Source organism: Dactylosporangium salmoneum, from assembly GCF_039532525.1.
GTDB classification, from domain to species: domain Bacteria; phylum Actinomycetota; class Actinomycetes; order Mycobacteriales; family Micromonosporaceae; genus Dactylosporangium; species Dactylosporangium salmoneum.
This window is the reverse complement of sequence record NZ_BAAARV010000093.1, coordinates 45,563-68,029: the sequence shown is the minus strand read 5'-3', so window position 1 is coordinate 68,029 and position 22,467 is coordinate 45,563. Positions and strand designations below refer to the sequence as shown.

At 72.8% G+C, this 22,467-nt stretch carries 19 protein-coding genes and 2 pseudogenes; 9 read left to right on the top strand and 12 right to left on the bottom strand.

Annotation, left to right across the window (positions count from 1 at the left end; genetic code table 11):
- Window position 1 precedes the first annotated feature (1 nt).
- The 3 genes from ABD352_RS46130 (at window position 2) to ABD352_RS46120 (ending at window position 4,166) form a co-directional block, all read left to right on the top strand.
- Window positions 2–1,072, top strand: a complete 1,071-nt coding sequence (locus ABD352_RS46130) for a hypothetical protein (RefSeq protein WP_344618966.1) — start codon at window positions 2–4, stop codon at window positions 1,070–1,072.
- A 74-nt stretch (window positions 1,073–1,146) separates the two neighbouring features.
- Window positions 1,147–2,061, top strand: coding sequence for an ROK family protein (locus tag ABD352_RS46125; protein WP_344618965.1), 915 nt, complete (start codon window positions 1,147–1,149; stop codon window positions 2,059–2,061).
- Window positions 2,061–4,166, top strand: coding sequence for an alpha-galactosidase (locus ABD352_RS46120; RefSeq protein ID WP_344618964.1), 2,106 nt, complete (start codon window positions 2,061–2,063; stop codon window positions 4,164–4,166). The genes ABD352_RS46125 and ABD352_RS46120 overlap by 1 nt, the downstream gene beginning before the upstream one ends.
- Window positions 4,167–4,244: 78 nt before the next feature.
- Here ABD352_RS46120 and ABD352_RS57880 read toward each other — a convergent pair.
- A pseudogene (locus ABD352_RS57880) lies at window positions 4,245–4,313 on the bottom strand (DUF6334 family protein); the annotation flags it as partial.
- 198 nt (window positions 4,314–4,511) lie between these two features.
- Here ABD352_RS57880 and ABD352_RS46115 point away from each other — a divergent pair.
- Window positions 4,512–5,258, top strand: coding sequence for a tyrosine-protein phosphatase (locus ABD352_RS46115; protein WP_344618963.1), 747 nt, complete (start codon window positions 4,512–4,514; stop codon window positions 5,256–5,258).
- Between the two features lie 343 nt (window positions 5,259–5,601).
- Window positions 5,602–7,728: a hypothetical protein gene (locus tag ABD352_RS46110; protein ID WP_344618962.1), complete on the top strand. Its 2,127-nt coding sequence runs from the start codon at window positions 5,602–5,604 to the stop codon at window positions 7,726–7,728.
- Between the two features lie 369 nt (window positions 7,729–8,097).
- Here the strand turns inward: ABD352_RS46110 and ABD352_RS46105 are convergent, their stop codons facing one another.
- From ABD352_RS46105 to ABD352_RS46075, 7 genes and pseudogenes are all read right to left on the bottom strand, one after another.
- The gene (locus tag ABD352_RS46105) at window positions 8,098–8,694 is read right to left on the bottom strand and encodes a hypothetical protein (protein WP_344618961.1); all 597 of its coding nucleotides are present in this window, start codon (window positions 8,692–8,694) and stop codon (window positions 8,098–8,100) included.
- Complete coding sequence (locus tag ABD352_RS46100) at window positions 8,694–9,593, bottom strand: hypothetical protein (protein WP_344618960.1); 900 nt, start codon at window positions 9,591–9,593, stop codon at window positions 8,694–8,696. Before ABD352_RS46100 ends, ABD352_RS46105 begins: the two co-directional genes overlap by 1 nt.
- On the bottom strand, window positions 9,590–10,444 hold the full coding sequence (locus ABD352_RS46095; protein WP_344618959.1) for an ATP-binding cassette domain-containing protein: 855 nt from the start codon (window positions 10,442–10,444) through the stop codon (window positions 9,590–9,592). The genes ABD352_RS46100 and ABD352_RS46095 overlap by 4 nt, the downstream gene beginning before the upstream one ends.
- A complete protein-coding gene (locus tag ABD352_RS46090; RefSeq protein ID WP_344618958.1) occupies window positions 10,441–11,259 on the bottom strand; it encodes an anti-sigma factor family protein in 819 nt (272 codons plus the stop codon). The genes ABD352_RS46095 and ABD352_RS46090 overlap by 4 nt, the downstream gene beginning before the upstream one ends.
- Complete coding sequence (locus tag ABD352_RS46085) at window positions 11,256–11,810, bottom strand: RNA polymerase sigma factor (RefSeq protein ID WP_344618957.1); 555 nt, start codon at window positions 11,808–11,810, stop codon at window positions 11,256–11,258. Before ABD352_RS46085 ends, ABD352_RS46090 begins: the two co-directional genes overlap by 4 nt.
- A 790-nt stretch (window positions 11,811–12,600) precedes the next feature.
- Window positions 12,601–13,569 (bottom strand): DUF1707 domain-containing protein, encoded by a 969-nt coding sequence (locus tag ABD352_RS46080; protein WP_344618956.1) that lies wholly within the window; start codon window positions 13,567–13,569, stop codon window positions 12,601–12,603.
- A gap of 376 nt (window positions 13,570–13,945) precedes the next feature.
- Window positions 13,946–14,083, bottom strand: a pseudogene (locus tag ABD352_RS46075) (DNA-binding response regulator); the annotation flags it as partial.
- Window positions 14,084–14,184: 101 nt separating this feature from the next.
- Between ABD352_RS46075 and ABD352_RS46070 the strand changes: the two are divergent.
- Window positions 14,185–15,075, top strand: a complete 891-nt coding sequence (locus ABD352_RS46070; RefSeq protein ID WP_344619071.1) for a DUF2716 domain-containing protein — start codon at window positions 14,185–14,187, stop codon at window positions 15,073–15,075.
- 333 nt (window positions 15,076–15,408) lie between these two features.
- Here the strand turns inward: ABD352_RS46070 and ABD352_RS46065 are convergent, their stop codons facing one another.
- The 3 genes from ABD352_RS46065 to ABD352_RS46055 form a co-directional block, all read right to left on the bottom strand.
- The gene (locus ABD352_RS46065) at window positions 15,409–15,960 is read right to left on the bottom strand and encodes a DUF4304 domain-containing protein (protein ID WP_344618955.1); all 552 of its coding nucleotides are present in this window, start codon (window positions 15,958–15,960) and stop codon (window positions 15,409–15,411) included.
- Window positions 15,961–16,333: 373 nt separating this feature from the next.
- Window positions 16,334–16,984, bottom strand: a complete 651-nt coding sequence (locus ABD352_RS46060) for a response regulator (protein ID WP_344618954.1) — start codon at window positions 16,982–16,984, stop codon at window positions 16,334–16,336.
- Window positions 16,972–18,180 (bottom strand): sensor histidine kinase, encoded by a 1,209-nt coding sequence (locus ABD352_RS46055; protein ID WP_344618953.1) that lies wholly within the window; start codon window positions 18,178–18,180, stop codon window positions 16,972–16,974. Before ABD352_RS46055 ends, ABD352_RS46060 begins: the two co-directional genes overlap by 13 nt.
- A gap of 83 nt (window positions 18,181–18,263) precedes the next feature.
- Between ABD352_RS46055 and ABD352_RS46050 the strand changes: the two genes are divergently transcribed.
- From ABD352_RS46050 to ABD352_RS46040, 3 genes are read left to right on the top strand one after another with little or no spacing between them, the layout of a single operon-like run.
- A complete protein-coding gene (locus ABD352_RS46050) occupies window positions 18,264–18,437 on the top strand; it encodes a hypothetical protein (protein ID WP_344618952.1) in 174 nt (57 codons plus the stop codon).
- Window positions 18,434–19,150 carry an ABC transporter ATP-binding protein gene (locus ABD352_RS46045; protein WP_344618951.1) on the top strand — a complete coding sequence of 239 codons (717 nt, stop codon included), beginning with the start codon at window positions 18,434–18,436 and terminating at the stop codon, window positions 19,148–19,150. Before ABD352_RS46050 ends, ABD352_RS46045 begins: the two co-directional genes overlap by 4 nt.
- 2 nt (window positions 19,151–19,152) lie before the next feature.
- Window positions 19,153–21,438, top strand: a complete 2,286-nt coding sequence (locus ABD352_RS46040) for an FtsX-like permease family protein (RefSeq protein ID WP_344618950.1) — start codon at window positions 19,153–19,155, stop codon at window positions 21,436–21,438.
- Between the two features lie 183 nt (window positions 21,439–21,621).
- Here ABD352_RS46040 and ABD352_RS46035 read toward each other — a convergent pair whose 3' ends face one another.
- Complete coding sequence (locus ABD352_RS46035; RefSeq protein WP_344618949.1) at window positions 21,622–22,464, bottom strand: sugar phosphate isomerase/epimerase family protein; 843 nt, start codon at window positions 22,462–22,464, stop codon at window positions 21,622–21,624.
- Between the last annotated feature and the right edge of the window lie 3 nt (window positions 22,465–22,467).

Sequence of the window (22,467 nt, the reverse complement as noted above, 5' to 3'; positions counted from 1 at the left end):
CATGTCGCAAAGTCAGTACCCCTGCGCCGGGTGCGGCGCCAACGTCGAGTTCGCCCCCGGCGCCAACGCGCTCAAGTGCCCGTACTGCGGGCACACGACCGTCCTGGAGACCACCGGGGCGCGCGTGCGCGAGCACGACTACCTCAGCTTCGTCAGCCTGCCCCGCAAGCCGGTGGCGTCGCTGGCCAAGTACGTCTTCGTGTGCCGCAACTGCGGCGCGCAGACGGAGAGCGACGCGATCTCCGACCGGTGCCGCTTCTGCAGTGCCCCGGTGGTCGCCGAGGTCAGCGCCCAGGACCTGGTCGTGCCGGAGGCGGTGCTGCCCTTCACGGTCGACAAGCGGCAGCTGCGCGAGGCGCTGGGCGCGTGGGCCAAGTCGCGCTGGTTCGCCCCGTCCGGCCTGAAGAAGGTGTCGGAGGCGGAGACGGCCAAGAGCATGTACCTGCCGCACTGGACGTACGACTCCAACACGGTGACCGACTACGAGGGTCAGCGCGGCGAGCACTACTGGGTCACCGAGACGTACACCGAGAACGGTGAGACGAAGACCCGCGAGGTGCAGAAGACGCGGTGGTACTACGCCTCCGGCACCGTCGCCCGCACGTTCGACGACGTGCTGGTGACCGGGACCACCAGGGTCCCGCAGAAGCACCTCGAGACGCTGGATCCGTGGCCGCTGCCGGACGCGCAGCCGTACCGGCCGGAGTACCTCGCCGGCCACGAGACGCTGCGCTACGACGTCGAGCCGGAGTCCGGCCTCGACTCGGCCAAGCACAAGATGCAGCCCATCATCGAGCACGACTGCCGCGACGACATCGGCGGCGACGAGCAGCGCGTCGACCGGATGCACACGCAGTACAACGACGTGACCTTCAAGCTCATGCTGCTGCCGGTCTGGATCGCCGCGTACCTCTACGCCGGCAAGACCTACAACATCCAGGTCAACGGCGTCACCGGCGAGGTCGCCGGCGAGCGGCCGTACAGCGCCGGCAAGATCGCCCTGGCCATCATCAGCGCCGTGGTGGTCATCGCCCTCATCATCGTGCTCTTCAGCCTCGGCAAGCACCACTGACGTCACCCGGCGGGCGTTGCGCGGTCGGTACCGATCCCGCAACGCCCGCAAGGGCGTGCGATACCGTTACCGGCGTGCAGTCCACCGTTTCCGCTTCCCACCCCGTGCGGGTGCTCGAGATCGGTGGCAGCCACGTCACCGCCGGCTCCGTCGAGTTCACGGGCTCCGGTCACCGCATCCTCGACCGCCAGCGGCACCCGCTGGATCCGGCCCAGGACGCGCACACCATCGTCGGGGCCCTCGCGGACGCGGCGAAACGGTTGCTGCCCGGCCCCGCCGACCGCTGGGCGGTGGCCTTCCCGGGCCCGTTCGACTACGTCGCCGGCGTCTCCCTGCACGAGGGCGTCAGCAAGTTCGACCAGCTGCACGGCGTGAACCTGCGCGAGGCCCTCGCCGCGGCGATCCCGGCCGAGCCGTCCGCGTTCACGTTCGTCAACGACGCCGACGCGTTCCTGCTCGGCGAGTGGGTCGACGGCGCGGCCGCCGGCACCCGCCGGGCCGTGGCCATCACGCTCGGCACCGGCATCGGCTCGTCCTGGCTGGCCGACGGCGAGGTCGTCTCCACCGGCCCCGACGTCCCGCTGGACGGCGAGATCCACTTCTGTGACGTGGACGGCGTGCCCATCGAGGACCTGGTGTCCGACCGCGCCCTGGTGCGCGGCTACCTGGCCCGCACCGGCACCACGGTCGACGGCATGCGCGAGCTGGCCGCCCGGGCCCGCGGCGGCGACCGCGACGCCCGCGAGGTGGTCGACGCCGCGTTCGGCATCCTGGGCCGGCTGCTCACCGAGTGGCTGGGCCGCTTCGGCGCCGAGATGGTCGTCGTCGGCGGCTCGATGACCGGCGCCTGGGACCTCATCGAGCCGGCCCTCGCGCTGCCGGTGCCGGCCCGCCCGGTCAGCGACACGGAGCGTTCGGCGCTGCTCGGCGCCGCCTTCGCCGGGCTCGGGTCTCGACCCGACGCCGGTAAGGATGCTACGAACGTCTGATGGCCTTACCGCACGTCGCCGAGCCGGCGCCCGGGGTGTGGGTGCTGCGCACCCCGCGCAGCGCGTACGTCATCTCCCTCGGCATCTCCCTCGGCGGCGAGGACGTGCCGCTCGCCGTGCACTGGGGCGCCCCGGTCGACGACGAGACGGCGGTCGCCCTGGCCGCGGTGCCGGCCGACCCGCAGCGCGGCAGCTGGGAGAGCCACGTCGACGGGCGCGAGGAGTACCCGTCCGACACGGGAATGCGCTTCGTCGAACCGGCCCTCGCCCTGCGCTTCCCGGACGGCAGCCGCACGGTCCGCTGGGTCTTCGACGGCGCGGAGACCGGCGAGGGCCACCTGCGGCTGCGCTACACCGAGCTGACCCGCCCGCTGCGGCTGACCCTGCACTACCGCGTCGCCGACGGCCACGACGTCATCGAGCGCTGGGCCGAGCTCGCCTCGGACGAGCCGGTCGAGGTGCTGCGGGCCGACAGCGCGGCCTGGTGCCCGCCGCCGCGCGAAGGCTACCGGCTGGGCACCCTGCACGGCCGGTGGGGCGCCGACAGCCGCGTCGAGCGGACCGCCCTGCCCGACGGCGTCGTGCGCCTCGGCAGCAGGCGCACCACCACCAGCCCGATGGCCAACCCGTGGATCGCCCTCGACGACGGCACCGCCACGGAGACGGCCGGCGAGGTCTGGACGGCGGCGCTGGCGTGGTCCGGCACCTGGCGCATCGACGTGCAGCGGCTGCCGGGCGGGCGGGTGGTGGCCAACGTCGGCGCCGGGCACGAGGAGCCGGTGGCGGTGCTTGCCCGCGGTACGACATATGAAGCTCCGAAATCGTGCGGACTGTGGACCGACGCCGGCTTCGGGGCGGCCAGCCGGGCCTGGCACCGCTATGTGCGCGCCTGTGTCCTGCCGCACGGCGACGAGCTACGCCCGGTGCTCTACAACTCCTGGGAGGCGACCGGCTTCCTGCTCGACGAGGCCAACCAGATGGCCCTGGCCGAGCGGGCCGCGGCGCTGGGCTGCGAGCTGTTCGTCATGGACGACGGCTGGTTCGGCGCGCGCCTGTCCGACAACGCCGGGCTGGGCGACTGGCTGCCCAACCCCACCCGCTTCCCCAACGGCCTGGGCCCCCTCGTCAAGCGCGTCACCGACCTCGGCATGCGCTTCGGCATCTGGGTCGAGCCGGAGGCGGTCAACCCGGACAGCGACCTGTACCGCGCCCACCCCGACTGGGTCTACGCCTCCCCCGGCTACCCCCGCCACGAGCTGCGCCACCAGCTCGTGCTCGACCTGGGCCGGCCGGAGGTCGCGGCCTGGGTCCACGGCTGGCTCGACGCGCTGCTCACCGAGCACGACATCGCCTTCGTCAAGTGGGACATGAACCGCCCGGTGACCGACCCCGGCCCCCGCGGGCCACTGCTGTGGTCCACCGCCCACGCCCGCAACCTCTACGCCGTCCTCGACCGGCTCCGCCGCGACCACCCGGGCGTCCGCTTCGAGTCCTGCGCCTCGGGTGGCGGCCGCGTCGACCTCGGCATCCTGGCCCGCACCGACCAGGTGTGGCCGAGCGACAACACCGACGCCAGCGACCGGCTGCACATCCAGGAGGGGTTCTCCCAGCTGTACCCCGCCCGCGCCATGACCGCCTGGGTGACCGACGCCCCGAACTTCCTGACCGGCAACCGCCTGCCGCTGCGCTTCCGCTTCCACGTGGCCATGGCCGGCGTCCTCGGCATCGGCGGCGACCTGCCACGGTGGACCCTCGACGAGCAGGCGACGGCGGCCTCGCTCATCGCGCAGTACAAGCGCATCCGCCCGATCGTCCAGCACGGCGAGCTGTACCGGCTGCGCTCCCCCGCCACGTCGAGCGCCCCGGCCCTGGCCTACCTGTCCGCCCCCGCCTCCGCCTACGAGGCGGCGGTGTTCCAGTTTCTCGACGGCCATCGCTACGGCGAGCCGGCGCCCCCGGCCCGCCTGCCGTTCCTGCCGCCGGGCACCTGGGAGGACGCCGACAGCGGGGAACGGCACACCTCGGGCTTCCTCGCCACCCACGGCCTGTCCGCCGGCCTGTCGCGCAACCACGACAGCGCCGTCACCCACCTGCGCCGCCTCTAGCTCGATCTCGAACCCGAGGCTGCTGTCTACGGACTGGTACGTCGTTGACGTGCTTGCGATGGCCAACGTCGTGATTGACTACGGCGCGCTCAGATCGATCTGGAACGCGTCCTCGTACCCTTGCCGATTGCGGAGCACCCACCCCGCTGCGCGACGACTTCGTGGCCGGCATCAGCCGCCGGCTGGACCACCGGATGCGGCTCGTCGCCGGCCAGCTCTGAGGTGACGGCCTTTCGGGACGCCGCGCGCATGGTCGGCGGCACGAGCGTGCGCCGTACTCTGTTGATCCTAGCGTGACCAAGCGCCCATATGAACGGCATGGAAGTCGTTTGAGCGGAGGCGATGATGGACGTGTTGCACTGGTCGGGTGGCCGGAACGTGCGCGACCTGGGTGGTCGAGCGTTGCGCGTCGGCGGCTGCACGCCGTTCGGGAAGGTGTTCCGTTCGGCGGCGCCAGAGCACCTGACCGATGAAGGGTGGGCTGCGGCGAAGGCGGCGGGCGTGCGCACGGTGGTAGACCTGCGGAACGCACCGGCTGAGACGCAGCGTCGAGCAGAACATCCGATCATCAGCGCCGAGTCGCTGCAGGGCCTGGTCTTCGTGCCGGCGCCGACCGAAGACCCTGACGACACCGAGTTCCTCCGGGTCTGCGGGCCGTTCCTGGATCATCCGCGCTGCTGGGCCGACAATGCCCGGCTTGCCCCCGACCGCATCTCCGCCGCTCTGCGCGCGGTCGCCCGGGCAGACGGGGCAGTGCTCGTGCACTGCGCGGGAGGCCGGGACCGCACCGGCATGATCTCCGCGATGCTGTTGCACATCGCCGGCGCGACGGACCACGCCATCATCGATGACTACGCGGCCGGGTGGCGCGGCGCAGCGGCGCATGCCGGGCACGCCTGGGTCTACGACCCCGACCAGGGCAACTGGCGCGAGCACCAGCAGGAGCCGACAGTCGCGGAGGACGTGGAACGTCAGTTGGCGGACAGGACGCCCGCTCTCCGCGAGTGGATCGCGACGTTCGACGCGACCGACCTGCTGGCACCCGCCGAGCTGCGCGCGATCAGAGCGCTGCTGACTCCTGCTGCTCCGTAGGCGGCGCACGGCATACAGGCATGATTGCCACCCACGTACCGTGCGATCGCTACGCGGCCAGCAACAGCGCACGAGTGCAAAGATCGGATGCCCGCTCATCGGCTACGAGCGCGCATGCGTCAAGCAGATCGATAGCGCGCAGAGCGGCTTGCGCCCGGCGACGGCGGGAGGAATTCTCGTTCGTGCGCCGCTGGATCGCCGTTCGCGTTCATGGCGCTGGATTCGCAGGCGACGGGCTGCTCGTGGCATTGGCGCTCGACGCCGCGGCGCGAGCCTGGAGTCGGGTTTGCGCCGACCAGCGCCAGTTGTTCGACGCGGTGTGGTCGTACTCTAGAGTTCCGCTGTGTTCGACCGGCTGGACGAGATCAACTGGGCGGTACTCAACCACGCGTACGGCAATGCCGACGACGTACCACGCCTGCTACGGGCGGCAGCCGGTCCCGATGAGCACGAGGCGGGTGCGGCGGTCGGGGAGTTGTACTCCAGCCTGTTTCACCAGGGCAGTGTCTACCCGGCGACGGCCGCCGCGGTGCCGTTTCTGATCCGGCTGGCGGTTGCGGCGCCGTGGCACCGCGCCGGTCTGGTGTTGCTGGTTGGTGGGCTGGCCGATCCGTATCAGGCGCACGGGCCGACGGCCGGCTCGGTGCGGGGAGCGGTCGTGGCAGGCGGAGCGGCGCTCGTACCGCTGCTGGCCGATGCAGATCCTGGTGTGCGGGCCGCGGCTGCGTACGCGGTCGCGCAAACTGACGGACCGGCCGAGGTGCTGCTGGATCGTTGGCGGGTCGAGGACGACGAGCGGGCCCGGGCGTCGCTTGCCCTGGCCATCGGTCTGCGCGATCCCGCGGGGTCGGCGACGTCGCTGCGCGCTGCGGTGCTTGATCCGCCGTTATCGGTACTCGCTGCTGCCGCGGTTGCGTTGGTGCGCAACGGCATCGGATGGCCGGCCGGCGCGATCGGGCGGGTCGCCGAAGTGCTTGAGGATGCGGTGGAGCTCGACCACCCGTGGCAGCGCCAGTACGCGGAGGTGTCCGAGGAACTCGCGGTCTGCGCCGACGACGGTCTCGCCGACGAGTTGCTCGGTACGTTGGTCAGGGCCGAGTCGTCGGCGCAGCGCGAAATCGGTGCCTGGATGATCGGGCGGCGGTGCGCCGTGTACCGGTCGGCGCCGGCTCGTCTCGTGCCACTGCTTGGCCCACTGTTGCACGATCCGGCTCAGCCGGTGCGGCTCGCCGCCGTCGCGGCGCTGCGGGATGCCGGTGCTGCCGCCGACAGTTACGCCGACGACCTGGCCCACATCGCGGCCGGCTTCCCAGCGGTGGCCGGCGCTGCCGCAAGTACACCTGAAGCGGTTGCCATCGTGGCGTTGATGCGTGCTGGCGATCCGCGCTGGCTGACCCCGGTCGGTGCCGCGTGGGCGGCCGGGCACAAGGCGTTCCCGCCGCACAACGGGATCCCTTTCGACCCGCGGGTATTGGCAGCAGCCCGCCAGCGGTTACGGGCCCTCGTCGCAGCTGGCGCACCGGGCGGTGAGCTCGACGGGCTCGTCACGCTCATTGGCTGGTGGCGCGGTCAGGCCCGCGAAGCTGACGAGGATCTGCGCGCTGCCCGGAGTCTCGCTGCAGATTCGGTACGCGACGCGCTGGATCGAATCGGTGCGGCGACCCCGGAGCCGAGCGTGGAGCAGTTGCGGCACTGGGCGAAGGGCGGGCACGTCCGCTCGGCGGTCGAGGTCTGGCAGCGTACCGGCGACGCCACCGAACTCGTCAGCATTCTGCAGCCACGGGTGGCCGAACCGGACTCCGACCTTGATGCGGCGCTGCGGCAGGCAGCCGATGCCGGTCCGGCCCTCGGGTTGTTGGTCCCCGGGCTGCAGCGATACGTGCACGGCAAGGCCGCACGCAACAGGTTCAGCCGCGACCTCCAGGTCGCGGCCGCTCGGATCATCTGGCGGGCTACCGGCGACGCGGCTCGGGTGCTGCCGACCGTCACCGCCCTGCTCGCCGCCGGTCGCCAGCCCGCCGTGGCAGCGGTGGACCTCGCGCAGGAACTGATCGCCGGCGCACCGGAACTCGCCGCAGCCGTCGCCGACCCGGCGGCGCACACGGACTCGCCAGTCACCGATCTGATCGCCGCGCTCCGCGGCCTGGTCGATCCCGCCGCCGACGCCCTGGTGCCGGCGGCGCGGCTGCTGGCCGGAATCGGCACCCCGATTGCCGACCTCGTACCCGCGCTCGTCGCCGTCATCGAGGCCGACGAACTGTACTGCGCCGAGGCGCTCGAGCTCATCGTCGATCTCCACGCGACCGACGCGCTGCCGGCACTGACCACTCTCGCCGAACGCGACCGGCGGATCGCGACCCATGGCAGCAATGGCGTCGTCCGCCATGACGAACAACTCCAACAGGACCTACGCGCCGCTGTGGCCCGCCTGGCGTCAGTTCCACGCCGCGATCGGCCACCTGCGCGCTGATCGAGGTTGCCGAACTGCTCGCCGCCGCGCTTCCGCAGACGGACTGCGTGGCCGGCCTCCCCGGGTACTGGATTGGACGGTTGCCCTGGATGCGCGCACATCGGCATGTCCGCGAACTGTCGTGACGGCGCGCCGTGACGCTCCGTCGCGATCGGATCGCGGCATGTGCGGACATTGTTCAGCCCGTTGTCGCGTGCGGATTATTGGCCAACCCGCGCCCTGCAGAAGCTCGGTGACGCCATGAAAGACGACGTCGGGGTTCCTGGTCGCGCAGGGCTGGGCGCTCAGATCCTTCGCGGCAATCGGCGTGCGGACCCAGCGCGAGCTGGCGATGATCCTCGGCCCCGACCTGCCGGCCCCGCCGTAGCGTCAGGGCCGGCCGTCCCGCAGTAGGGTGGCGGCGAGCGCGAGGGCGGCCGCCCCGCCGGCGACGGCCCAGCCGGTGCTGCTGACGGTCCAGTTGCCGTAGTCGCCGCCGAAGGCGTAGGGGAACACCGGAACGTGCTGTTCCAGCGGCCGGACGAGGGCCCAGGCGGTGACCGTCGGAACGACGGTCACCGCCCACCGCTGGCCCGGGGTGGCCTCACCGGCCGCGCGGCGCCAGGTGACCCAGGCGGCCGCGACCGCCGCGGCGGCCAGGCCCTGGGCGAACACCGCCCAGGGGTGGCCGTAGAGCTCGGCCCGGGCCCACCAGACGGCCGCGGCCCAGGCGGCCAGCAGCACGGCGATGCCGCTGCCGCGGGCGATCGTGCGCCAGGCCAGTCCCCGGGGTGCCGGGTCGACGACGGCGGCTGCCGGTTCGTCGAGACACCAGCCGACCGCGCCGGCGAGCAGCCCGACGGCTGTGCCCTGCAGGGGCCAGAGCGTCCAGTTGTCGTACCGCACCGCCTCGAACAGCCCGAACAGCAGCAGCGAGGCCATCGCGACCAGGGTCCACGGGACCGCCCGGGCGGCGTGGCGCAGCATCAGCCGCTGGCTCCCACGATCGAGTTGGCGACCGCTTCGGGCAGGCCGAGCGTCATCGTGAGCACGAGCGCCAGCACCGCGACGGTGACGGTCGCACCGATCGCCAGGCGCAGTCGGGTCCGGTTGGACTCCGGGTCGTGGTAGAGCGTGCCGAGAACGCCGAGCGCGCACACCGCGAGCAGATAGGCGATCCACGCCTCAGGCGAGCCGGGCAGCGCCATCCACTGCCCGGTGCCGGTGTTCCAGCCGACCGGGCCGTACCAGTACGTCCACGGCCAGACCACCCGCCAGTGCCACGTCGCCTGGAAGTTGCCCTGCATGAGGATGGTGACCAGCACGACCAGCACGACCGCGAGCGGCGTCACCCCGCGGCCGGGCAGCCAGCGGGCCAGGAGCAGCCCGAGGATCGGGCCGCTCACCGCCGGCACCACGCCGAGCGCGAACATCACGGCGAACACGTGGCCGTCGGTCATGGGCCCGAACGGGACGGTCGACGGCGCGGGCGGATGGATGTGGTACTGCGCCAGGGCCGCGGCGTACCACAGCAACGCGACGCCGAGGGGCACGACCGCGGCCGTCGCCAGCGCCAGGGTCCGGGTGCGTTCGGGCACGGCGACCGACCCGGCGGCGGCCGCGGCCCGGTCGGATCGCCGGGCCAGGCCGGCCATGACGATGAGGCCGAGGACGCCGAGCAGGGCGGACGGGGCGATCATGCCCATGGCCGAGGACGAGTAGTCGTCGGCGCCGTTGGTCGCGTCCGGGTTGAGGAAGTCGGCCACGCAGACGGCGACGAGCAGGGCCGCGCCGAGCCAGAAGAGCTTGGCGCCGAGGTAGTGGCGGATCTCCTGCCGGGCCAGAACGCCGAGCATCGAGGCGGCGGGTCGCGCGGTCGTGGTCATGCCGCAGCTCCTTCGGGAGTGGCGCTTCTGAGTAGGAGGTAGGCGTCCTCGACCGTCGGCTCGACGGCGGAGGCGCCGGGCCCGGGCTGCCCGCCGACGGACCGGATGAGCCCGGTTCCGGTCTTCCAGGTCTGCACGGCGCCGGGGCTGGCGGTGGCGCCCTGGTGCACGCGGCCGGCGGCGCTGGCGAGCAACTCCGGCACGCTGCCGTCGAAGCGGACCCGGCCGCCGTCCAGCACGACGACGCGGTCGCACAGCGCCGACACGTCCTCGGTCTGGTGGGTCGAGATCAGTACGGTGCCCGGCCGGCCGGAGAGCAGGCCGCGCAGCGACGCCCGCTGCTCGGGGTCCAGGCCGGTGGTGGGCTCGTCGAGGATCAGCAGCGCGGGGTCGCCGAGCAGCGCCTGGGCGATCGCCAGGCGCCGCCGCTGCCCGCCGGACAGCGCGCGCACCTTGACCGTGGCCCGTTCGGCCAGGCCGACCAGGGCGAGCACCCGGCGTACCTCCGCGTGCCTTCGCTCGGTGTCGCCCCACTCCTTGAGCACGGCGATGTAGTCGAGGAACCCGAACGAGGTCATGCCGCGGGGAAAGGTGACCTCCTGCGGCAGGTAGCCGATCCGGCGGCGGGCCTCGGTGCGCTCGGCCTGGGTGCCGGTGACCTCGTGCCCGGCCACGGTGACCGTGCCGGTGCTCGGGGCCAGGGCACTGGACAGGATGCGCAGCAGCGTCGTCTTGCCCGCGCCGTTGGGCCCGAGCAGGCCGATCACGCCGGCGTCGAGGCGCAACGTGGTCGGGTGTAGCGCGGCCGTACGGCCGAATGTCTTGGAAACGGCGTCCAGGGTGGCGGTCATCGGGCGACCCTCCGGGCGTGTCGGGAGTTGGTGAGGTGAACGAGCACGAGGCCGAGGACGATCACAGCGAGGGCAAACCCGGCCTGGCCGGCGGGGGTGGCGACGGCGCCGATGCCGCCGGTCCCGGCAGCGGCCGCCTCGGCGACGAGCCAGCCGGCACCGACGACTGCGCTGGCGATCCAGGCGGTGAGCCAGGTCAGCAGGATCAGCGTGGCGACGGTGAGCGCCAGCCCCGGCAGCAGCCAGATGGCGAAGTAGCCGTGCAGGGCCGGCACGACCAGGGCGACCGCCACGGTCAGCGGGACCGCCGCGGTGAGCGCGGCGACGGTGCGCAGCAGCGCCAGGCGCAGCTTGGAGAAGGGTGTGGTACTGGTGACCTCGCGGAACGGGTCGGTGGCGTCGTACGTCGCCACCACGGCCAGCATCGGGATCAGCGGCGCAAGCATGAGGAACAGCGCCGGCGGCCCTCCGGGCAGGTGCACTGGCGCCATGCCGGTGACGACGGCGCACAGGACAGCGGCGCCGACCGCGACCGACCAGGACAGCAGCAGGTCGCGGGCGGCACCCACGACGACCAGGTCGGTCTCCGGGACGCCGAGACGGGCGAGGATTCGGTACGGCCAGGGCCGCCGCGGCCGGGTGATCTCCGCGTGCACCGCCCGCCAGAGCGGCTCCACGTCCCGCACCAGCGCGCGGGCGGCCCCCCGGCACTGCGGGCAGGACGTCACGTGCTGCTCCACGGCCGCCTCGGCCACCGGGTCGAGCCGCCCGTCCGCGTAGCGCCGCCAGGTCACCTCGTCGACGTGCCAGCTCATGCCAGTCCCCCCATCAGCAGCTGCCGCATCCGGGCCTTGGCCAGGCGCACCCGGCTCTTCACGGTCCCCTGCGGCACCCCGAGCAACAGCGCGGCTTCCTTGGTACTGAGCCCGTCGAGCACGGTCACCTGCAGCGCCTGGCGCAGCTCCGGCGACAGCCCGAGCAGGGCCGCCGCGAGGTCCCCGTGCTCGACCGCGACCAGCAGCTCGTCCTCGGCGCTGCGCAGGCTGGGCGACAGGGCGGCGATCACCTGCTGGCTGACCGGCGTCGCGCCCTGCCGCTGCCGCAACCGCGACACGAGCTGCCGGATCGCGATGCCCCACAGCCACGCGCCGACGTCACCGTCCCCGCGATACCGCCCGGCATTGCGCCACACGGCGACGAACGTGTCCTGCACCGCCGAGGCGGCCAGCTCCTCGTCGGGCGTGCGCCGCCGCAACCGCAGCAGCAGCCAGGCCGAGTGCCGCCCGACCAGCTCCCGCAGCGCATGTTCGTCACCGGCGCCGACCCGCGCCAGCAGGTCGGCGTCGCTCGGCGGTGGCTCTTCCATGCCTCCACTGTCGCGGGCAACGCCCGGATCGGATCACCGTCCGCCCGACCATTTTCCAGCGCGACGGTTGGGTGCCCCAGTGGTTCTCGTGGCGGGCCAGGTCCAGCGGCCAGCGGCGGCGCCAGCCGTGGCGTTCCAGGTCGGGCACCACCTGCAGCTCGCGCACCAGGGGAGAAAGCCAGCCGGCGCGTCTACGGCTACCCGCCGCCCGCCGGGGCACCTCGTCATGCGACACCGCGTTGCGGGAGACGAGCGCACGCCCTGCATCCGGGACTGCCGGTCGCGGGTGGATGGGTGGCGCTGGGGCCGCGGTCCGGGAGACGGGCGGCGGACTTGATCCGGTGCGCGCTCATCGGCGTGACAGGAAGCCTCGGCCGGCGGTCACCACTTGAACGGCCTCGTACTGACCGTGGCGGATTCCCATGGACGGCGCACTCGCCTCGCGGCAGAAGCGGGCGCCAGCAGTGCCGGGCTCGGCGGCATCGTCGGGCGTGGCCTACTCAGCCAGCATCCACTTCGGCTGGTCCGACCCCGCCCCTGACCTGGTGCACCGGTATAGAGCGCCGGCGTCCGATCGGCCGTACATGCCTTCGTCGGCCTTCTTGCAGAACGCGCCCGGCGTCACGCCGAGCTGGGTGCGCGCCGGGACAGGGGGAACGTCGGTCTGTGTTGTGGCGGGCTGTGCCGCGGTCGGCGACTGCGCACCGGGTGTGGAGTGCGCAGGGCTGGACGGGGTCGCCGTCAGCGGCTGCGTGACCGATGGGGGAGGCGGAGACATCGAGCGGGCCAGTTAGGGCTTGCAGATCACCACCGCTGCGTTGGTCATGTGTTCCGCGGCGCTGCGTTGATTGTGGGAGTTCGAGCGGGCGTACGAAGAAGCATCGGAGCCGACGTACGTGACGGCGTAGCGAACTTCTCTGGCCGCGATGGGGTTGGCCGACACGGGGAGTCGTTCAGCGGCGAGCACTGCCGGTCTGATGTCGAGCGGGCCGACCTTCAGGGAGCCGTCGGCGTTGCTGTAGGTCGTGCACCATTCGGACCAGGAGGCGATCCTCGGCCCGGTGGATGGTGTTTCCGGCGGGGCAACGGCCGCGGCGACGGGAACGGCGATGGCCCACGTGAGGAACCCGAACCCCACGGTTTTCCACACTCTCGAACCGCGCGCCCGCCGCCACGTCCACACCGCGACAGCTGCGATGATCGACAGGGATCCGAGGAATGCTGCGCCGAACTCCTGAGCAACCCCACCGGCGACCATGAGCAGGACGCCGAGCGTGGCCGCAACGATTGGAACTCGTCGCTTCCACCGTACCGAAATGGGCTCCAGAGCGGCCTTGAGCGGGCCGAACGTCTCCAACGGCACGCCGACGACGGCGGCGAGTTCGCCCCGTGTCCTTGCCGCGCCGATGGCGAGCGTCAGGTCAGCAAGCTGGTCCAGCTTGTCGTTCGTGATCGCACCGTCGGAAGACAGGCGCCGCGTGACAGCGTCAACCGCGGCTCGGCGATCATCATCCCTGACCGGAAGCCGCGCGGTGTGGTCATGGGCAGCGCGTGCACGGGCGGACGCTTCGCTCTCATCGTTCGACAGGCGTGACCGTCGCCCGGCAGCGCGATCTGCCTCGTCTACCCGCCGGTTCGCCTGGGAAAGGAAAAGGAACAGCCAGACCACGACGAAAATAGATGCCGCGTACGGCCACCACAGCAGTATCAGCAAGATGTCAACGCCGGGCTTGCCCGTCAGCCGGAACATCGCGCGCATACGCGTCATGGTTCGCGGCCGCTGGGGGTGAAAAGCAGACCTGGCATCTGCTGGGACATCGGTGGGCTCCTGCTCATGGTTTCAACGAACACTGCCGACGGTCAGGTTGTGTCGGCCGGCCGGCGAGCAGAGCCGAGCATAAGATGAAGATCAACACCGTGGCATGGGCCGTACGGATGATCGACCCGTGCTGACACCGCCCCCACGAACCCACCTTCGCTGTCGTGAAATGACGTCGGGCGTCGAGGCAACAAGCGTTGGTGAGATCGGACACCCCGAGCGGTGACATCATCGATCCGTCCCGCCCGGGATTCGCCGGGATCAGCCGGGGTCGATATCCGACGCGCTGAAGGTCAAAACTCGGGCTGGACGCCGCTCAGCGGGCGCCTTCCAGGTAGCGCAGCACCGCCGTCACGCGCCGGTCGACCCGGTCCGTCGGGAGCAGGTCCAGCTTGGCGAAGATGCTGCGGATGTGCTTGTGGACCGCACCCTCGGTGACGAGGAGGCGCTCGGCGCCGGCCACTCGTGGTCACCGGGCGCGAACGTCAAGTCCCTGATCGCGGCCAATGCGTGCGCCGCGACGTCCCGCGATACTGCATGATCGGCAGTGTGGACATGGACGCGCAGGTCGATCTGGCTGGGCTCACTCCGGTCGAACGGGAACTGCTTCGGCTCGGCGTCATGCAGTGGACGCGCCTGGAAGGCAGCAAGGATGTGGTCACCGGGCTGCTCGACTATTCCGATCGCTCCGAACTGCGATCGGACGTTGCCCGGCTGGCCGGTCTCATAGCCACGGCGAGCCCTATGTCGCGCCGTGATTGCCGACGACTGCTGCTCGCGACCGAACTCGCCTTCGCGAGCGAAACGCTGGGATGGTCGCGGGACTGGTCGCCCGACACCGGCTTCGCGGACCGCGACACCATCACCGTGCTTCGTTCCGTCCAGGAGAAGATCGCCGGCATCATCCACGGTGGCGACGACCGCGTCGCCGAACTCGGCCCGGCGGTACAGCCGGCCTGGAGCCCGATCTCCATGGACGCTGACGACGCGTACTGGACGCCGTTCCGCCAGCGATTCGATTTCCGGCCCAGCATGCATTCCTGGCCTGCCATCACCGAGCCAGCGCCGTCGGTCACCGTCGACCTCAGTCCCATCTTCGCCGCCCGCAGCCACCCGGAGTTCACCGCTGGCGTGGCCGCGGTCAACAGCCTCACCCTGCTCGCGCTGGCCCGCGTTCTCGAACCCGGTACTAGCCTCGTCGTGCTGGACTGGCAGCACCAGACATACCGGTTCTGGCCGCACCGGTTCGCGTGCCAGCCGGATCCGCAGTGGCAGATGGACGTCTTCCCCAATGGCGACTACTACATCTTCCTCACCGAAGACATGAACACCGGCACGTTCGGCCACCCGTGGGAACAGACGCTCTGCGTCTTCGGCGAGCCTCTGGTGTCCACCCTGATCCCCATGCTCACCAGCTGGCTCCCCGTCCAACGCACCAACCGGTAGAAGAGCGCGACTCGACCAACCGGCAGTGCGGGAAGAGCCGCAGCACGGCTCAGAACCAACGGCCCGGCCATCGGCACGAACAGTGACGACCGCCGGCCACAGCCCGCACCTCGTGCCAGCGGCATGAGCGGAAACCAAGATCACCATCCAAAGATCGGTAGGCGCGATTGCGGTCCTACGAGCACGATCCTCGGCGCGACGGACCGGCTGCTGGGGGCGCACCGCTGCGCACTGCCTCCGGCAAGGTCGCCGCCAGCGAGGTAATCGTCGGACCGGGTGCGGCGGGTCGCGACCGTCGAGTCCTATGGCACGCGACCCTTACAGAGCACGTCGCTAGGGTGCCCGGCCGGCCCGCAGCCAGGCGAAGTAGTTGTCGAGGTGCTGCGGGTACATCATCCGGTTGACGACGCCGCGCCACCGCGGCGGCTCCTGGCCGGGCGTGCCGCGACCGGCCGCGACCTCCAGGGCCGCGTTGTACTCCAGGTGCGCCGCCAGCCGCGGGAACACTATCTCGTCGAACGTCCGGCACACCCCGGCGCCGTGCTCGGCCGCCGCCTCCGGCGTCCGCAGGATCCACATGTCGGCGCCAGGAGCGAAGGCGAGCTCCGGCGGCGGGTCGATGCGTCCGGACAGCTGCCCGAGGCCGGCCTCGACGCTGCCGCCGGAATACGCAATCCAGCGCTGCGTGCCCGCACCGAAATTGATGTAGTACGGCGCATGCCCGGGATAGTTGGAGTTCTGAAACCACAGGGAGGCCGCGCCGACGCCGTCGACGACGCGCAGGAAGTGCCCCTTCTTCTGGTCCTGGAATCCGTGCCCGCGCAGAAACGGCCCGACCTGCCCAGCCATCATCTGGTTGAACGCCCGCCGCACCTCCGACACCATGCAATCACGGTATATCGCGCGCACACCGAGGACGCGGACCCTGAACGGGGGCACGTCGCGTGTATCGATCTTGGGCGACCAGCGCTCATGCTCGTCGACAGGACCGAGCGCGGCAGCGTGATCGGTTCGGAAGACACAGAGGGTGACGGCGGCGGGCGAGGCCGGCGTGCGGCCTCAGCGGCATGGGCGGGTGGAGTGGGGGATCTTTCATTCGCGGCGAATGCGTTTGGGTAGCAGCAGCGCTGATGTCACATGATGATCGCGTGGGGAAGCACAGCTGGTCGGAGGGCAGGGTCGACATCGCCACCATGTGGCTCCTCAGCCGGGGTCGATATCCGACGCGCTGAAGGTCAAAACTCGGGCGGGACGCCGCTCAGCGGGCGCCTTCGAGGTAGCGCAGCACCGCCGTCACGCGCCGGTCGACCCGGTCCGTCGGGAGCAGGTCCAGCTTGGCGAAGATGCTGCGGATGTGCTTGTGGACCGCACCCTCGGTGACGAAGAGGCGCTCGGCGATCGCGGCGTTGCCCAGGCCCTCGGCCATGAGGGCGAGCACGTCGCGCTCGCGCGGGCTGAGCCGCTCGACCGGGTCCCCGGCCCGGGTGCGGGCGAAGAGCTGGCCGACCACCTCCGGGTCGATGGCGGTCCCGCCGGCGGCGACGCGGTGCAGGGCGTCGAGGAAGTCGCCGACCCGGCCGACCCGCTCCTTGAGCAGGTAGCCGAGGCCGGCCACGCCGCCGGCGAGCAGCTCGGTGGCGAAGGCCTGCTCGACGTACGCCGACAACACCAGGACGGCCAGTCCGGCCTGGCGGCGCCGGGCCTCCACCGCGGCGACCACGCCCTCGTCGGTGTGGGTGGGCGGCATCCGCACGTCCACCACCGCCACGTCCGGCCGGTGCTCGTCGACGGCGGCGAGGAAGTCGCCGGGCGTGCCGGTCGCGGCGACCACCTCGATGCCCTCGGCGCGCAGGAGCAGCGACAGCCCCTCGCGCAGCAGCGCGTCGTCCTCGGCGATCACGATCCGCACGGCAGTGCCACCTCCAGCTCGGTCGGCCCGCCGGGCGGGCTGGACAGCGCGAACGTGCCGTCGTGCGCGGCCACCCGGCGGCGGATGCCGTCCAGGCCGGACCCGGAGCCCTGGCCGGAGCTCGCCTGCTCGGCGCCGCCGTGTCCGTCGTCGCGGACGGTGACCGACAGCACATCCCCGGCCCGCAGCACGGAGACGACGGCCGCCGTCGCGCCGCTGTGCCTGGAGATGTTGGTGAGCGCCTCGGCGACCACGAAGTACGCGGTGGCCTCGACCGACGCCGGGCACCGCTGCGCCACGCGCACGTCGACGCGGCAGGGCACGCGGCAGCCGGCGGCCAGGCCCGCGAGGGCGCCGCCGAGGCCGCGGTCGGTGAGTACGGGCGGGAGGATGCCGCGGGCCACGCCGCGCAGCTCGGCCAGGGCGTCCTCCGCGGCCAGCTGCGCCCGCTCGAGGATCTCGTCGGCGATGGCCGGGTCGCGGGCCAGGGCCCGCCGGGCGGCGCCGAGCAGCACGGTCACGCCGACGAGCCGGTTCTGCGCGCCGTCGTGCAGTGAGCGCTCGATGCGGCGCAGCTCCGCCGCGTGCGCCTCCAGGGCGGCGGCGCGGGTGGCGGTCAGCTCGGTGACCCGCAGCGACAGGTCGACGTCGGCGCGGGCCGGCAGCAGCCGCCGGCCGGGCCACGCCTGCACGTCGGCGAGGCTGCGGCTGCCGAAGACGGCGACGGCGAGCCAGGCCACCCCGAGCAGAGACACCGAGACCGCGCCCGGCCAGGTTCGCACGATGACCACGCCGAGCGACGGGGCGGCCTCGCCGTCCGGCAGCGCCTTCCAGTACAGCGGGAACAGCAGGTCCCGCGCGGCGAGCAGCGGGGTGAGCACCCCGAGGAGGCCCACGACGTTGCCCAGCGTCGCGTGCGTGGCCAGCCAGGCCAGGTCACGGCCGTTCTGGGTGGTCGGATACGGGCTGTGCACCTCCGGCCCGGAGCGGCTGAGCCGGGCCCGCTCCCGGTCGGCCACCGCCCGGACGCCGCGCAGCGCCCGTGGCAGGAGCCACAGGCCGACCCCGGCGGCGACGAGCAGCCCGGAGATCGCCACGAGGACGAGCATGGCCAGCGCCGCGACGCCGGTCGCGAGCCCGCCGCCGAGCCGCTCCAGCGCGTCCACGGCGGCACGGATGCCCGAGACCCTGCGCACCGTTGCAAGGTACAGCCTGCTGTACCCCGGCTGGGCAGCGCGCGGGATCGTCGCCGCGCACCGCGGTTCGTAGCGTCACAGGCATGAATGCTGCGACTCGTACCGCGGTCTGGTCCGGGCTGGTCCTCAGCGCCGGCGCCAACGCCGTCACCTCGCTGTCCGGCCGCTCGGAGTGGCTCGCCGCCGGCTTCGGCCTGGTGACGCTCGTCTGCGCGATCGCGCTGACCACCGACTACATCAAGCGCAGGCGCGCATGACCAGGGTCGCGCTGCGCGAGGTCACGAAGGTGTACGACACCGGCGTCCGCGCCCTCGACGGCGTCACGCTCGACCTGCCCGAGGGCCGGCTCACCGCGGTCATGGGCCCGTCGGGCAGCGGCAAGAGCACCCTCATGCAGTGCGCGGCCGGCCTCGACACGCCCACCTCCGGCACCGTCACCATCGGCGGCACCGAGATCTCCCACCTGTCGGAGGCCGCCCGCACGAAGCTTCGCCGCGAGCGCATCGGCTTCGTGTTCCAGTCGTACAACCTGCTGCCCTCCCTCGACCTGCGGGACAACATCACGCTGCCGCTCCGCCTGGCCGGCCGCACCGCCGACCCGGCCCGCCTGACGCGCCTGGCCGCCCGCGTGGGCCTGGCCGACCGGCTGGGCCACCGCCCGGCGGAGCTGTCCGGCGGCCAGCAGCAGCGCGCCGCGATCATTCGCGCCCTCATCGCCGACCCGGACGTGGTCTTCGCCGACGAGCCCACCGGCGCGCTCGACCTGCGCAGCGCCGCCGAGGTGCTCGACCTGCTGAGGGAGCTCGTCGACGAGCTGGGCCAGACGGTGCTGATGGTCACCCACGACCCGAACGCCGCAGCCCGCGCCGACCAGGCCCTCGTCATGGCCGACGGCCGGGTCGTCGACGCCATCGAGGCGCCCACCGCCGACCGGCTCGCCCGCAACCTGACCCTGCTGAGTGGAGCCTGACGATGTGGCACATCGCCCTGCGCATGACCCGGCACCGCCTGGGCGCCCTCGTCGCCGTCTTCTGCGCCGTCCTCGGCGGCGCCGCGTTCGTCACCGCGACCGGCGTCCTCGCCGACACCGCGCTGCGCGGCCACGCCCCGGCGGGCCGCCTCGCCGCCGCCGACGTCGTGATCGCCGCCCCGCAGTCCGTGCCGGTCCCCGACGACCTGCCGGTCGCCCTGCCCGAGCGGGCCCGCCTCCCGGCCACGCTGGTCGAGCAGTTCCGCCGCCTGCCGGGCGTGACCCTGGCCGTCGGCGACGTCGGCTTCCCCGCCGCCGTCGAGGGCCGGGCGCCGGTCACCGCCCACGGATGGTCCTCGCTGGCGCTGTCCGAGGAACGCGTCACGGGTACCGCCCCCAGCGGGCCCACCGACATCGCCGCCCCCGCCCCGATCGGCACCCGGATCACGGTCACCGCCGCCGGACGGTCCGGCACCTACACGGTGACCGCGCGCACCGCGGCGGGCGTCTACTTCACCGACGACACCGCGCGGTCCCTGGCCACCCCCGGCAAGGTCGACCTGATCGGCGTCAAGGGCGGCGCCGCCGCGGCCCGCGCCAAGGCGACCGAGCTCGGCCTGATCGCCGCCACCGGCGAGGCCCGCGGCGACGCCGAGACCGCCGCGGACCGCGGCACCCTGCTCGCCCTGGCCGCCTCCCTGGCCGGCGTGGTCCTGATGGTCATCGGCTTCACCCTGGTCGGCGCGCTGACCGTGGCCGCCGCCGGCCAGCAGCACGAGCTGGCCTTGCTGCGCCTGGCCGGCGCCGTGCCGCGCCAGCTGCGCTCCCTGGCCGCCGCCCAGGCCACCGCGGCCGCCCTGCCCGCCCTGGTGCCGGGCGCGCTGCTCGGCTACCTGCTCGCGGGCGGCCTGCGCGACCTGCTCGTCGGCACGGGCGCCGTCTCCGGCGCCCTGCCCCTGGTCCGCGGCCCGCTGCCGGCCCTGGCCGCCGCCCTGCTGCTGCTCGCCGTGGTGCAGGTCGCCGGCCGCCTGGCCGCCCGCCGGCCACGGCTCGCCCCGGCCCGCCCGGCCGCCTGGCGCCCCCGCGCCGGCCTGCTCGTCATCGCGTTCGCCTCCGTCGCGTCCGCCGCCCCGCTCTTCACCCGCACCATCGCGGGCGCGGCCGCGACGAGCATGGCCGGCATGCTGGCGGCGGTCGGCCTGGCCGTCGCCGGCCCGGCCATCGTCAGCGCCGCCGGCGAGCGCCTGCCGTCCCCGTCCCGCCCCGCCGCCTGGCTGGCGCTGGCCAACTGCCGCGGCTACGCCGTGCGGGTCGCCGGCTCGGTCAGCACCCTGGCCATGTTCGTCGTCTTCACGCTCACCTATGCCTACGCCCAGACCACCATGCTGGCCGCCGCCGAGCGCGACACGGAGCAGGCGACGATCGCCGACTACGCCGTGACGGCCCCGGCGCTGGGCGCCCTGCCGGAGGGCCTGGCCGGGAAGGTCACAGGCCTGCCCGGGGTACGCGCACAGGCCCCGATCGGCACCACCAGCGTGCTCTGGCCCGACGCCCAGCCGGCCCTCATCCTGACCCCGCAGTCCACGGCCGTCCTCGACCTGGACGTGCGCGCCGGCACCCTGGCCGACCTGACCGGCGACACCATCGCGGTCAGCACCGACACGGCCCTCGTCCAGCGCGTCGGCGTCGGCGACCACCCGCAGCTGCGCCTCGGCGACGGCACGCTCATCCACCCGAGGGTCGTCGCGGTGTACACCCGCGGCCTGGCCTTCGGCGGCGTCGCCCTCTCCCGGGACCTGGCCACCGGCCACACCACCGGCCCGGTCGACCAGCAGCTGCTCGTCCGCGCCGAGCGCCCCCTCACCACCCTGCCGCCCGGCGTCACCGTCACCCCCGCCCACCTCCCCCACCCGGTCCCCGCCACCGTCTGGATCAACGTGGCGGTCCTGGCCGTCCTGCTCGGCTACGTCCTGCTGGGCGTCGCCAACAAGCTCGTCGCCGCCACCGCGCAGCGCCGGGACGAGTTCGCCGCCCTGCGCCTGATCGGCGCCACCCCGCGCCAGATCCGCTCGATGGTCCGCCGGGAGGCCGCGCTGATCGCCGCCATCGCGATCGTGGCGGGCCTCGTGGTGTCGGCGGTACCTCTGGCACTGCTCGGCCTGGGCTTCACCGCCCGCCCGTGGCCCACCGGCCCGTGGTGGCTCCCGCCCGCGGCCCTGGCCACCGTCGCCCTGCTGTCCTGGCTGTGCATGTCCATCCCGGCCCGCCGCGCCATGCGCGCAGGCTAGGAAACCTGTCCGCCACCTTCGCCCGACGTAGCGCCCAGAGCAGCGCCTTCAGGGAACGGCTCGCGGGCAGTCGCCGTCGGTCAGGCGCCAGCTCCAGCGGGTGGAACTGGTCGCGCCGACCGTTTCGAGGACCGGATCCGGTGTGGCACCGGCCGTCGCGGGCCGGTGCGCGGGCCGTCCGGGTCAGGTTGCCAGCTGGGCCTTGACGTAGGCGAGGTTGTCGCGGGTGCGCTCGGCGAGGGGTACGGCGGTGGAGAAGTCCTCCAGGGTGACCCAGCCGTCGTAGCCGTGCTCGCGCAGCGCCCGCAGGTAGGCGCCGACGTCGGCCTGGCCCTCGCGCAGGGTGGCCCAGTCGGCCTTCCAGGTCACGGTGCCGTCCGAGGCGGTGGCGACCGGGTGCCAGGCGACGTTCTTCACGTGGACGTGCTGCAGGTACTCCCCGAGCATCTGGAAGGCGGCGCGGTGGTCCTCGTGGCCCTCGTAGATGAGGTTGCCGAGGTCGTGGATGACGCCGATGGTGGCCGGGTCCAGGCCGTCGATCAGGCGCAGGGCGGCGGACGCGGACGAGGCGATGGTCTCGTGGTGCAGCTCGACGAGGACGGTGACGCCTTGGGCGGCCGCCTCGGCGGTGGCCCACTCGAGGTCCTTGCGGGCGCCGGCGAACAGGTCGCGGTAGTCGCCGGTCCTGAGCATGGGCATGGTGACGCGGACCCGGCCGGCGCCGAGGGTGGCGGTGGCGCGCAGCATGCGGGCGACGTCGTCGCGCTCGTAGCTGCGGGCGTAGCCGCCCAGGCCGGAGTACGCCAGGCCGGCGCCCCGGGTGACGCGGTCGATGTCGGGCAGGCTGGCCTCGAGGCCGGTCAGCGGCCAGGTGGCGCGGTTGCCGGCCCAGAAGCCGGGGGTGTCGGCGGCGTCCTGGTCGGTGATGCGCCACTCGATGCCGTCCCAGCCCTGCTCGGCCAGGTTGGCGGCGGCCTCCTCGGGGGTCCAGTCGGGGGTCGAGGCGGTGAAGACGGAGAACCTCACGTG